The 13,140-nt window shown below is 39.2% G+C and carries 11 protein-coding genes; 7 read left to right on the top strand and 4 right to left on the bottom strand.

Annotated elements, in window-relative coordinates; translation table 11 throughout:
- Positions 1-147 precede the first annotated feature (147 nt).
- From WJM97_RS12710 to WJM97_RS12700, 3 genes are all read left to right on the top strand, one after another.
- On the top strand, positions 148-1,404 hold the full coding sequence (locus WJM97_RS12710) for an FAD-dependent hydroxylase (RefSeq protein ID WP_353929171.1): 1,257 nt from the start codon (positions 148-150) through the stop codon (positions 1,402-1,404).
- 33 nt (positions 1,405-1,437) lie between these two features.
- The gene (locus tag WJM97_RS12705; RefSeq protein WP_353929170.1) at positions 1,438-2,022 is read left to right on the top strand and encodes a hypothetical protein; all 585 of its coding nucleotides are present in this window, start codon (positions 1,438-1,440) and stop codon (positions 2,020-2,022) included.
- 166 nt (positions 2,023-2,188) lie between these two features.
- The gene (locus tag WJM97_RS12700) at positions 2,189-4,378 is read left to right on the top strand and encodes a transglycosylase SLT domain-containing protein (RefSeq protein WP_353929169.1); all 2,190 of its coding nucleotides are present in this window, start codon (positions 2,189-2,191) and stop codon (positions 4,376-4,378) included.
- Between the two features lie 126 nt (positions 4,379-4,504).
- Here the strand turns inward: WJM97_RS12700 and WJM97_RS12695 are convergent, their stop codons facing one another.
- The 3 genes from WJM97_RS12695 to WJM97_RS12685 all read right to left on the bottom strand — a co-directional run bounded on the left by WJM97_RS12695 (position 4,505) and on the right by WJM97_RS12685 (position 7,248).
- Positions 4,505-5,659, bottom strand: a complete 1,155-nt coding sequence (locus tag WJM97_RS12695; protein WP_353929168.1) for a beta-ketoacyl-ACP synthase — start codon at positions 5,657-5,659, stop codon at positions 4,505-4,507.
- A 94-nt stretch (positions 5,660-5,753) separates the two neighbouring features.
- Positions 5,754-6,512 carry a peptidylprolyl isomerase gene (locus WJM97_RS12690; protein ID WP_353929167.1) on the bottom strand — a complete coding sequence of 253 codons (759 nt, stop codon included), beginning with the start codon at positions 6,510-6,512 and terminating at the stop codon, positions 5,754-5,756.
- Positions 6,513-6,678: 166 nt separating this feature from the next.
- Positions 6,679-7,248, bottom strand: coding sequence for a photosystem I assembly protein Ycf4 (locus WJM97_RS12685; protein ID WP_353929166.1), 570 nt, complete (start codon positions 7,246-7,248; stop codon positions 6,679-6,681).
- 684 nt (positions 7,249-7,932) lie between these two features.
- On the opposite strand from WJM97_RS12685, the gene psbD reads away from it, so the two are divergent.
- Both psbD and psbC read left to right on the top strand, forming a co-directional pair.
- On the top strand, positions 7,933-8,988 hold the full coding sequence (gene psbD, locus WJM97_RS12680; protein WP_353929158.1) for a photosystem II D2 protein (photosystem q(a) protein): 1,056 nt from the start codon (positions 7,933-7,935) through the stop codon (positions 8,986-8,988).
- On the top strand, positions 8,972-10,357 hold the full coding sequence (gene psbC / locus WJM97_RS12675; RefSeq protein ID WP_353929165.1) for a photosystem II reaction center protein CP43: 1,386 nt from the start codon (positions 8,972-8,974) through the stop codon (positions 10,355-10,357). The genes psbD and psbC overlap by 17 nt, the downstream gene beginning before the upstream one ends.
- Positions 10,358-10,482: 125 nt before the next feature.
- Here the strand turns inward: psbC and WJM97_RS12670 are convergent, their stop codons facing one another.
- Positions 10,483-11,196, bottom strand: coding sequence for a DUF2993 domain-containing protein (locus WJM97_RS12670; RefSeq protein WP_353929164.1), 714 nt, complete (start codon positions 11,194-11,196; stop codon positions 10,483-10,485).
- A 182-nt stretch (positions 11,197-11,378) separates the two neighbouring features.
- On the opposite strand from WJM97_RS12670, the gene WJM97_RS12665 reads away from it, so the two are divergent.
- On the top strand, positions 11,379-12,146 hold the full coding sequence (locus WJM97_RS12665) for a pseudouridine synthase (protein ID WP_353933164.1): 768 nt from the start codon (positions 11,379-11,381) through the stop codon (positions 12,144-12,146).
- Between the two features lie 27 nt (positions 12,147-12,173).
- Positions 12,174-12,974, top strand: a complete 801-nt coding sequence (locus WJM97_RS12660; protein ID WP_353929163.1) for a RodZ domain-containing protein — start codon at positions 12,174-12,176, stop codon at positions 12,972-12,974.
- Positions 12,975-13,140 lie beyond the last annotated feature (166 nt).

Raw genomic sequence — 13,140 nt, 5'->3', positions numbered from 1 at the left:
TAACTATCCTATTAAATGTCGCGATCAGACACAAGTTTATTTATAAAAAAGGTTATAACAAAGGTTATAAAAAAGTTTTTCCCTGATCTTGCTCTATTATGAGACTTGCGTAAAAATAAGAGTAAAACGCCTTTATCTATATTCACAATGTCACTTACTCAAACTCTCACCCCTCCCCAAACAACCACAGACAACCGCAAATATGACTATGACTTAGTGATTGTCGGTGGTGGTATTGTTGGTTTAACCTTGGCCGCTGCTTTGAAAAACTCTGGTTTAAATATATTGTTGATTGAAGCTAGGGTTACATCTGCTGCGGTATCTAAAGGTCAAGCTTATGCTGTACATATGTTATCAGCGCGTATTTTCCAAGGTATCGGTATTTGGGATAAAATTTTACCCCAGATTGCTAAATATAGACAGGTATTTTTATCTGATGCTGAATATCCCGATGTGGTGAAATTTCAAACCGCTGATATTAGCACAAAAACACCAGAGTTAGGTTATGTTGCTGAACATTTTGCACTTTTAGAACCTTTACAAGAGTTTGTCCAAAATTGTCAAAATGTCACTTATTTATGTCCAGCAGAAGTGTTAAATACACAAACTGAAAATGATCTAGTTACTGTTAATATTAAAGTTGATGGTGTAGAACAAAAAATTAAAACTAAGTTGTTAGTCGCTGCTGATGGTTCACGTTCTCGAATTCGTGAAGCTGCGGGAATTAAAACTAAAGGTTGGAAATATTGGCAATCTTGTATAGTTGCTTTTGTAAAACCAGAAAAATCACATAACTATACAGCTTATGAGAAATTTTGGCCTAGTGGTCCCTTTGCGATTTTACCTTTACCTGGTAACAGATGTCGGATTGTTTGGACTGCACCTCATGAGGAAGCTAAAGCTTTGTGTGCTTTGAGTGATGAGGAATTTTTAGCGGAATTAACTAAACGCTATGGGGAACAGATGGGTAAATTAGAATTGTTAGGCGATCGCTTTGTTTTTCAGGTACAATTAATGCAAAGCGATCGCTATGTTCTTCCCCGTTTAGCTTTAATTGGTGATGCTGCACACAACTGTCATCCCGTCGGTGGACAAGGTTTGAATTTAGGTATTCGTGATGCTGCTGCTTTAGCTGAAGTTATTCAAACCGCACACCAAGCAGGTGCAGATATTGGTAAAATAGAAGTTCTCAAAAAATACCAAAGTTGGCGGAAAAAAGAAAATCTAGCAATTTTAGGTTTTACTGATTTATTAGATCGAGTATTTTCTAATAACTTCTTACCTGTGGTAGTTGTCCGTCGCTTGGGTTTATGGTTAATGAAACGAGTCCCAATGTTAAAAACCTTTTCCCTAAAATTAATGATTGGGTTAAAAGGTAAAACTCCCGAATTAGGTAAAATGTAAGTCAGCTTTCAGCAATCAAAACCTTGTTTATATATGAACTTTAAAATCATCCCTTTCAGCCTCGCATTATCTATTTTATGTGGTGGTTTTATCATCACTCAACCTGTGTTCGCTAACCAAGCAGAAACAGAAGTAAAATCTATTTGGTCTGTATTCTCTTCAACGGCAGGTGGTTTTAAGATTTTAATGCCAGGTCAACCTACTGAAACCACACAAAAAGTGAAAACTAAAACAGGTGAAATAGAAGTTAATATGTTTACTGTTGAGCGTCAAGAGGAGGGTACTAAATATACCGTAGCTTATATTGATTATCCACAGGAATATATTGACCTCTTAATCAAGAAGAATCTTGTAGAACAGGCAATAGATACTGGTAAAAATACAGCTTTAGACAGTGCAAAGGGAACGATTATCAGTGAAGAAAAAATCACCTTAGATGGTTATTTAGGGAAAGAGATAAATTATACTAAACCAGGACAAAGAGTGACTAAGCACAGAATATTTTTAGTAAGAAATAGACTATATCAAGTGAGTGCAGAAAGCGATCAAGCAAAGCAAAAATATCTAACTAAAAGTATCAGTGGTTTTTGTGATTCGTTTAAGTTATTAGCAAAATAACTAAATTTGAAAACATCTGTTGATCTGCAATTTTTGCTATTTGTTGATAAAATATCCTGAATAGTAAATTCTTAGGATTGATAACATTTTCCGCGAGTAGTGTTAAAGTGGCAAGAAACCGATCAAAATTTTGATTTTCCAGACTTTAGGCTAAAAGCGGGTATTCATGCAAAAGAAACTACACAACAAGCAAATTGTTCTGATTGCTGGCGCGGGGCTATGTGCCTTTTTAGTTGGGGGTATGTTTGCTGCCCCGGAAGCTGGAAAAATCCTGAATAAATGGTTGAACTTGAGTCAGAGTCAGCCTGGAAAAATAGCTGAAATCAATCAATCACGGTCAATCGTTTTTAATTTATCGTCTAAATCTTTACCAGAAAGAGCAGCACAGTTAGTAGAAATTGCTGAAAATGGTAGTTCTCCAGATCGAGAAAAAGCACGTTATCTTTTAGCTAGTGATTATATTGAAACAGATCAAGGTAGAAAAGCGCTGGATTTATTGACGGGTTTAGAGAAAGATTACCCCGTTTTAGCACCGTATATTTTACTCAAACAAGCCCAAGCCCATGATATGGTGGGTGATAAAGGCAAAGCCTCGGATCTGCGCCAAAAAGTTTTAAAAGAATATCCAGATCAACCAGTGGTAGTCAAAGCTATGTATTTGATCGGACTACCAACAATAAATGATCAGGCGATCGCTAATTTTCCTTCCCATCCCCTCACCTGGGAAATTATCCGCCGACGCTTACGAGAAAACCCAAATCAACCTAAATTACAATTAATTCTGGCCAAATATGCAGCTGACGAACCGGGAATTGTAGGAATTTTAGATCAGTTAGCAAAGCAACCACAACTGACAGCAGCAGACTGGGATCTGATTGGTTCAGTATATTGGGAAAATAACCAATTCGCTAAAGCTGCCAATGCTTACAGTAAAGCACCCCAAACAGCTAAAAATCTCTACCGTCGGGCTAGGGGTTTACAGATAGATAAAAAACGAGATCAAGCAATTACTATTTATCAACAACAGGTACAACAATTTCCTGATGATGAAGAAACAGGAACAGCACTATTAAGACTAGCTGAACTTGCTACTGGTAAAGCTGCCATCCCTTATCTAGATCAAATTATTAATAAGTTTCCTAAGACAGCACCCCAAGCATTAGAACAAAAGGCTAAACGATTAGCATCTTTAAAAGATAATGAGTCTGCTAATACCACTTGGAAATTATTATTAGGTCAGTATAGTAATTCTGAAGAAGCTGCGGAATTTCGCTGGAAAAATGCCCTGGATAAAGCCAAGAATAAAGATTATGCAGGTGCATGGCAATGGGCCCAACCAATAGTCACAGAAAATAAGCATAGTATTTTAGCTCCCAGAGCCGGTTTTTGGGTAGGTAAATGGGCAACTTTACTAGGTAAACCGGAAGATGCACGTACAGCTTATCAGTATGTATTAAGTCAATTTCCTCAGTCCTATTATGCTTGGCGTTCTGCCAGTATTTTAGGTTTAGATGTGGGTGATTTTAGTAATGTCCGGTTGATGAATCCTGAAATTGTTCCTCGGCAGCGACCAGTACCTCCTGCGGGTTCTGATGCTTTTAAAGAGTTGTATTTATTAGGACAAGATCGAGATGCTTGGTATGAGTGGGAAACTGATTTTAAAAACAAAAGTAAACCTACGGTAAATGAACAATTTACAGAAGGTTTGATGCAATTAACCAGGGGTCAAAATCTCATTGGTATTGCAACTATCTCTAAATTAGAAGATCGAGAAACACCAGAAGAACAGGCAGAATATGCAGCTTTAAGTCAACAAATAACCTATTGGCAAGCCCGTTATCCTTTTCCTTATTTTCAAGAAATACAACAATGGTCTACTAAACGTAATTTAAATCCTTTATTGGTGACAGCTTTGATGCGGCAAGAGTCCCGTTTTCAACCTAAGATTAAATCTGTAGTTGGTGCAACTGGTTTAATGCAGGTAATGCCAACGACGGGAGAATGGATAGCCCCACAAATTGGGATGAATATCAAAGATTTAGATTTGGAAAATCCCAATGATAATATTATGTTGGGTACGTGGTATTTAGATCATACTCATCAACAATATAGCAATAATTCTATGTTGGCGATCGCTAGTTATAATGCAGGCCCAGGAAATGTTGCCAAATGGTTGCGAACTATGCCAAAACAAGATCCTGATGAATTTGTAGAGGAAATTCCCTTTGGTGAAACTAGAAATTATGTCCGTTTAGTGTTTGGTAATTACTGGAATTATCTGCGGTTGTATAATCCTTCTATGTCAGCTTTGGTAGCAAAATATTCAGAGAATCAGCCTCAATTACCAAAGCAGTAATTTGTAAAAGAGGGCGAAAATATTTGAAAATCCCCTCTTTTTCATAGGGATTTTTATCTATTGATATTACGTCTGTTCAGAACTCTTTATTAGGAATAAAAGTCAGAAAGTGACATAATGATAAATTTACGAATTTCTAGAACCCAACGCGATCACAGCATTTTGTCCCCCAAAACCAAAACTAAAACATAATGATGTTTGCATTTGCTGTTTTATTGCCTTGCTGACAAAATTTAGGTTAAATTCTGGTTGTTGTAATCCCACACAGGGGGGTAGTATTTTATGCTGTAAGCTCAATAGGGAAAATGCAACACCTAAAGCTCCCGAAGCTCCTAGTGTATGCCCCGTAGCACCTTTAGTAGAACTAATTGCTACTTGTGGAGGAAATAAGGACTGTATAATTTTGCTTTCTATCTTATCATTAAGAATAGTAGCAGTACCATGAGCGTGAATGTAATCTACATCCTGCGGTTGCAAATGACTACGTTGTAAACATTGTTTAATAGCAGCGATCGCACTTTTCCCTGCCGGTTCGGGCTTATTACCATGAAAAGCATCTGCTGTCAACCCAAAACCTAAAATTTCCCCGTAAATCTTAGCTTGACGTTGCTTTGCTAACTCAGCAGATTCCAGCACAAACACCGCCCCACCTTCACCTAAAACCAAACCTTCCCGGTGTAAATCAAAAGGATAGGCACCTGTTTTTGCTAAAGCTCCCATTTGTTGAAATCCGCAGATAGTTAGAGGAGTAATAGGTGCTTCCACTGCACCAGCGATCGCCCGTTGATATTGTCCAGTTTGGATTAACATGACAGCTTGGGAAATTGCCCAAATACCCGTAGCACAAGCCGCCATCGGTGCTAAAACAGTGCCTGATGCCCCAATTTGTCTAGCCACTGCGATCGCATTCATCTGGGGTAGAGTATCTAACCAGTTGTCTAAACCTAACAATTCTGGATTGGGATCATTACCATACATTCGTCGTGCTAAATCTTCCCAACAACCTTGATAACCACGACTAGAACCTATGACCACAGCACATTCAGACAGAGGAGTTGTTAATTCTGCATCCTCCAACGCATCATTAACCACACTGTGATTTAAAACATTTAATTTAGATGGTTGATCTGAAATTAGCCCTAAAGGAACTTTTGGTAATTCTGGAAATAGTTGGTGTAACTTAATTCCCGTTTTCCAACTCAGTAAATTTTCCCAGCTATCTGCCAAGTCATTACCCAAGGCAGAAACTAAACCAATACCAGTAACAACAACCCTAACCAAGTTTAGATTTTTTATATTTCAGAAAATAAATGATCAATGATTAAAGTAGTCAACAGTCAATATTTGCAACTGACCACTGACTACTAACTACCAACTACTCAGGAGTCTTTAAATTCTCAGCCCCTTGGGTAACTTTAGCAGAATCAATTTTATCACCCTGCTGAATTTGGTTAACCACATCAAACCCATCGGTTACATAACCAAAAACAGCATAGTTGCTATCTAGAAATGCTAAATCCGCAAGAGCAAAATAAAATTGAGAAGATGCAGAATCAGGCATTTGGGATCTTGCCATAGCTACTGCCCCCAATTTATGAGTCAAAACAGGCTTTTTCTTAATTATTTGCCCATAAACAGGTTCATCTTCACCCTCTGGTTTAATTTCCAAAGGTATGCGACGTTCAGTACCAATTTTTTGATCTACATAACCACCTGTACCATCTCCACGAGGATCACCACCTTGAACAACAAAAGGCTGGGGATCACGCACAACCCGGTGGAATGTTAAACCGTCATAGAAGCCCTTTTGGACTAAATCAACAAAATTTCCCGCAGTAATAGGAGCATTATCACCATCAACTTCGATAGTAATTGGACTACCTTTAACTGTCATCACTACAGTAGCTTTACCGTCGAGCCGTGGTAAATTTTTCATTCCTGGAATACTCTCACTTTTATTTTCTGATACAGTTGTCACTTTAGCTGTTGAATTGGAGCTTGTCTCCGTTACCTTAGAGGTAGTTGTAGAAGCTGGAGATGTGTTAGAAGAAACCTGTTCTGTTGAACATCCCCCCAACATCAAACCACCAATCATCAGAAAAAGCACTAAAAATTGTGAAAATTTTAAACGCATTGATAATTATTTACTCAACCAGAGTATCTTAACAATTTTGGATTTTAGATTGGGGATTGGAAAATGGGGAAAAATACAATCATAATTTTTGCCTATTTTTGCCTTTTCCCTATTCCCTTACTTACGAATAACCTCTGTTCAATCCAACATCTAAAATCCAAACTTCCTAAAGTCCTTCTAAGGGTACGCTTAAAAAGCGAGCTAACTGAGCGCCTTGGGTTTCTAATTCAGCTAGAGACATAGGTTGACCCACTCTAGTGAGAGGAATATCACGTCTTCCCTTCACCTTGAGATAAAGAGCGCGTTGGGGATTCAAACCTTCCTTAATAGAGATGCGAACAGACTGTACATCTTGTATGCGGTTTTCTATTTCAATTTGACGGTTTTTACCAGGAAACCCCCAGCGAAAAATTTTAAATTTACCAGTTTCCTGATTAAATTCATTGTAACCGCCGCCTACATCCCATAAAATAACTAACCACAAGTATAAAGATAGCAGCAAACCCGCTGTACCGTACAAACCCATTACTAATCCTTGGGGTATGAACACCAGTTGAGTCGGATCAGTAACAATGAGTAAATTGACTCTGAGATAGCTAGAGATACCAGCCAACAAAAAGCCAGATGCTCCCATAGTCACAATAGCTGCCCAACAGTAGTTACTCAACCGACGAGAACCGAGAACGTTTTGATGCAGCAGGCTATCGCCTTTATTGATCGTTGTTGATGTCGTCATTTAAACTACCTTAGACCGTGAGATTTTCTTTGCAAACTGGGAAATGGTTAATGAGAGATGGATCTCGAATTTAACTGCACCTAAACCATCAAAGATACATTTTCTCAAGCTTATGCCTCAATCTTTATTTAAAAATTAGGGTGATCAGACTTGTAGCCACAAAACTGTTACTCTTTGATTTGATGATGAGTCTTGTGTTAGAGATTTTAGTGAATTTTACCATTTTGACGATAAAACTACCCCACAATTTCAGCATTCCAGGGCAGTTTACTGATCAAGCTAACATTCTCTTGGTTGAGCAATATGTATTGCAAGTTATAATATTTATGAGACAAGTTGTATCATTTTGTTAAAATTATGATACATTTATAAATTTAACGTTCTCAATAATTAACTAAATTCACCTATTCCATCAGGCTAAAAATTGATGAATGTGATAAGTTAAGAATCATTAAGTTACCACAGGCTAAATGATTAGAAAGTGGTGGCAGTAATGGCATAATTCTGAGAAATGCCTCAATAGCTAGGTGATAAAATCTCAGAGCATCTTAGTTACCTAAAGGTAGCGAAGAATGTCAAAATTACGTTTAATTCCTCATGACAGTAGCTGAAAGCATAAAAACTTTAACAGCATCCTGTCTTAAAAAACGTCGCAATTTTAGTAAACAAGAGGATTTTAGTTAAATGACCATCGCAGTTGGGCGCGCCCCCTCAAGAGGGTGGTTTGACGTACTAGACGACTGGTTGAAGCGCGATCGCTTCGTATTCGTAGGTTGGTCAGGAGTATTACTATTCCCCTGCGCCTTCCTAGCACTAGGCGGTTGGCTAACTGGTACAACCTTCGTCACCTCCTGGTACACCCACGGATTAGCATCATCCTACCTAGAAGGTGCAAACTTCTTAACAGTGGCAGTATCCACACCAGCAGACAGCATGGGACATTCCTTATTGTTCCTGTGGGGACCAGAAGCCCAAGGTGACTTCACCCGCTGGTGTCAATTGGGTGGCTTATGGCCATTCGTAGCACTACACGGTGCATTCGGATTGATAGGCTTCATGTTACGCCAATTTGAAATTGCCAGACTCGTAGGCATTCGTCCTTACAACGCCCTAGCATTTTCAGGTCCGATTGCGGTATTCGTCAGCGTATTCTTGATGTACCCCTTGGGACAATCTAGCTGGTTCTTCGCACCCAGCTTTGGAGTAGCAGCAATCTTCCGTTTCCTATTATTCCTGCAAGGTTTCCACAACTGGACACTAAACCCCTTCCACATGATGGGAGTAGCAGGGATCTTAGGAGGTGCATTACTTTGTGCCATCCACGGTGCAACCGTAGAAAACACGCTATTTGAAGACGGTGAAGGTTCAAACACATTCCCCGCATTCAATCCTACCCAAGCAGAAGAAACCTACTCCATGGTGACAGCAAACCGTTTCTGGTCACAGATTTTCGGGATTGCATTCTCCAACAAACGCTGGTTACACTTCTTTATGTTGTTTGTACCAGTAACAGGCCTGTGGATGGCATCCGTAGGCATTGTCGGTTTAGCATTAAACCTGCGAGCTTATGACTTCGTGTCCCAAGAATTACGGGCAGCAGAAGACCCAGAGTTCGAAACTTTCTATACCAAAAATATTTTGTTGAACGAGGGTATCCGTGCTTGGATGGCACCTCAAGACCAACCCCACGAACAATTCGTATTCCCAGAGGAGGTTCTACCACGTGGTAACGCTCTCTAATAGATCCCTTGTCGGTAGCGGCCGTGACCAAGAATCAAGCGGTTTTGCTTGGTGGTCAGGTAACGCTCGTTTAATCAACTTGTCTGGTAAACTGCTGGGCGCTCACGTTGCTCACGCTGGTTTGATCGTATTCTGGGCAGGAGCAATGACTTTATTTGAAGTTGCTCACTTCATCCCAGAAAAGCCTATGTATGAGCAAGGCTTAATTCTTCTCCCTCACATCGCCACATTAGGTTGGGGCGTTGGTGTAGGTGGTGAAGTTATTGACACCTTCCCCTACTTCGTAGCAGGTGTATTACACTTAATTTCCTCCGCTGTTCTTGGTTTTGGTGGTATCTACCACGCTGTACGTGGTCCAGAAACCTTAGAAGAATACTCTTCTTTCTTCGGTTATGACTGGAAAGACAAGAACAAAATGACCAACATCATCGGTTTCCACCTGATCATTTTGGGTTGTGGTGCGTTGCTGTTGGTTCTGAAGGCTATGTTCTTCGGTGGTGTATATGACACCTGGGCACCTGGTGGTGGTGATGTTCGTGTGATTACTAACCCCACTTTGAACCCTGCTGTTATCTTTGGATATCTCACCAAAGCTCCCTTCGGTGGCGAAGGTTGGATCATCAGTGTTGACAACATGGAAGACTTGATAGGTGGTCACATCTGGATCGCTTTCATTTGTATTGCTGGTGGTATTTGGCACATTTTCACTAAGCCTTTTGCATGGGCGCGTCGCGCGTTCATCTGGTCTGGTGAAGCTTACCTATCCTACAGTTTGGGCGCTCTTTCCTTGATGGGCTTCATTGCTTCCGTCATGGTTTGGTACAACAACACTGCATACCCCAGTGAGTTCTTTGGTCCTACTGGTCCAGAAGCTTCTCAAGCACAAGCTTTGACATTCTTAATCCGTGACCAACGCTTAGGTGCTAACGTTGGTTCTGCTCAAGGTCCTACAGGTCTTGGTAAATACTTGATGCGCTCTCCGACTGGTGAAATCATCTTCGGTGGTGAAACCATGCGTTTCTGGGATTTCCGTGGCCCTTGGTTAGAGCCTCTCCGTGGTCCTAATGGTCTTGACTTAGAAAAAGTTAAGAATGATATTCAGCCTTGGCAAGCTCGCCGCGCTGCTGAGTACATGACTCACGCTCCTCTGGGTTCTTTGAACTCTGTAGGTGGTGTGGCTACCGAAATCAACTCTTTCAACTATGTATCTCCTCGTGCATGGTTGGCTACTTCTCACTTTGTATTAGGTTTCTTCTTCCTCATCGGCCACCTGTGGCACGCAGGACGCGCTCGTGCTGCTGCTGGTGGTTTTGAAAGAGGTTTGGATCGTGAGAACGAACCAGTTATGTCCATGAATGATCTTGACTAGGTGTTGCTAGTCTTTTTATCACTGACAACCAATTAATATTTTTAAGTCCTTGCAATGTTGCAAGGGCTTTTTTTTGTTTAATTTTTAAACTTTTAACAGCAAAAAATTACTTATTATCTTTCTAGTTATGGATTTACATTGACTCGCCCACTACATAATAATTGTTGAGAATTTAAGGTTATTTCTTGAAGGGCAACATCTGCTCCCAGGTCTATGTTGTATCCAGAGTTATTTTCTAAGATAATTACTTGATTGCGTTTAATTGTAATTGGTGCTAGTTGTATTTCCTGAGTGTTAATAAGTTCCAAACCAGCTTCTATCTCCAGATGTGTATTTTTGCCTTCAGATGGTAAGATGGCAAAAAGAGTTAACAATTGATTTTCAATGGTAATTTTTTTCCAGGCAGTAGGCTGGTAGTTTTCGTTGATTTCTGGTAAGAGTTTAAATAGTAGATCATTTAAAGCTGTTGATAATAGTTCTGATGATAGGGAATTATTCAGATCCTGTTCTTCTACTATCAACTCACCAACTATAGGTACTATTTCCAATAATCTTAGGCTTTTACCTTTAAGTATTGCTCCGATATTTATTTGTATATTTTTAGCTGTCAGTTCAACACTGGTAACATGAATACCTTGATAAACGGCATTTTTTGCCAAAATAGATACTACAGGAATATTGCCGGCAAGAAGTTGGCGATCGCTTGCCCCAATCTCAATTTCCATCTGAGATATTTGATCCAACTGTGTTCTCAGCCATAGCTTAATTGCAGCGGTGAGAGTTTTAGTCACTAATCGTACTCTTTTGTTATTTGCTGTTGAGGTGTCTGGATCTGTCATCTAACAAAATTAATGGCTATGTTTGCCCAAAAATCAATGTTCTTAAACTTTTATTAAACTTAATAGTGATAACTATTAACTGGAAAATGACCAGTAAATGAGATGATTAAATTTTTGGTATTAAATCTAATAATCCCCAATCATATCAGTTGACAACTAATAAAGGAAGAAGAAATTTTGGCATGGAGGCACGGATACAAAAAATAATTTCTCAATGGGGTATTGCTTCTCGGCGTGAAGCTGAGGAAATGATTAAGCAGTCTAGGGTACAAATAAACGGAACTCTGGCACATTTAGGTCAAAAAGTTGATCCCCAAACAGATACTATCTATGTTGATGGTAAACCTATTTGTGCCGAACAGCGACCCTCTTTGATTTATCTCTTACTACACAAGCCAGCCGGAGTAGTTTCTACCTGTTATGATCCCCAAGGAAGGACGACTGTTTTAAATCTACTACCACCACAATTACAGAATGGTTCAGGTATTCACCCAGTTGGACGCTTAGACGCAGAGTCTACGGGTGCATTAATACTCACAAACGATGGGGACTTGACATTTGCCCTCACTCATCCTAGACATAATATTTCTAAGACATATCATGTTGTGGTTAAAGGACATCCCCCAGAAAAAATTCTGAAGATGTGGCGTAAAGGTGTTTTACTCGCAGGTAGACAAACAAGACCTGCAAAAGTACGTTTAATTGAAGAATTGGCAACCCATAGTAAATTAGAAATTATTCTACAAGAGGGGAGGAATAGGCAAATTCGTCGTGTAGCTGAACAGTTAGGATATCCTGTATACCAACTCCATCGTATTGCGATCGGTTCGATTGAATTACAAACACCAAAAACCAGATTTTCACTGGGTGTAGGTGAATATCGTCATCTCACTCCAGAAGAGATTATTTTTTTAAAAAACCAGATAAAGCGGATATCTATTAATGATTAAACTAAACTAAGGAGTGCAATAAAAATCATGAAATGGCTCAGAAACAATGCAGAAAAGCTCAATAAACCGTCAATAGAGGAACAACAATCAGCAAAATTAACACAATTAGGGGCTAAACTGGCAGAATTACGGCAAAAAAAAGGTTTATCACTAGATGAAATTGTAGCAATTACAAGGATTCCCAGTAGATTATTGAACGCTATAGAGGTAGGTGATATACAAGATTTACCAGAACCAATTTATACCCAGGGTTTGATCAGGCAATTTGCTGACGCATTGGGACTCAGGGGAATAGATTTTGCTAGTGATTTTCCTGTAGGTTTTCACAAGGTGAGTCTACCGAGTCATAAAGTGTCTGAACCATTTTTGCAACTACGTCCCATACATCTGTATTTGTTATACATTTTTGTAATTTTCTGCTCTGTCAATGGTTTATCCCAGTTGTTAAACCAAACTGCACTGCAAGCAAATAACAGCCAAAATCAACTCAAGGTACAAACAAATTCGGACTTCACATCTCAGAATCTCCAAGCAGCAGATTTAGAGAAAATAAAAACGGAGATTAATACTTCCTCATTTAAAACGGTAGAAATTGATGTCACTTTCAAATCATCATCTTGGATTCGTGTGATTACTGATGGTCAAACAAAGTTTGAAGGAGTTTTACCAAAAGGATCGCATCGTAACTGGAAAGCTAAGGAAGAATTGACAGTCATCACTGATAATGCTGGTAGTGTGTTAATGAGTATTAATCAAGAACAACCCAAGCAAATGGGAGAACAAGGAAAATCAGGAGAAATTAGGATTGCGAATAAAGTCAAATCTTAAAACTTGATCACTTACTTAGATGTTAATTTTGAAATGAATAAAGAATTTACCACTGAACCGCAAAATGCGTATCAGAAAAATTTCTGCTATGAAAAAACATAGCTGATTTAACATCACTCAATCTAGTCATGTTGCACGCAGTCTGGTGATTTAGTTACGGTTTGCT

The sequence above is a fragment of the Okeanomitos corallinicola TIOX110 genome, assembly GCF_038050375.1.
Classification (GTDB): domain Bacteria; phylum Cyanobacteriota; class Cyanobacteriia; order Cyanobacteriales; family Nostocaceae; genus Okeanomitos; species Okeanomitos corallinicola.
Note: the sequence above shows the minus strand (reverse complement) of the source record. Positions and strands in the feature narration are given on the sequence as shown.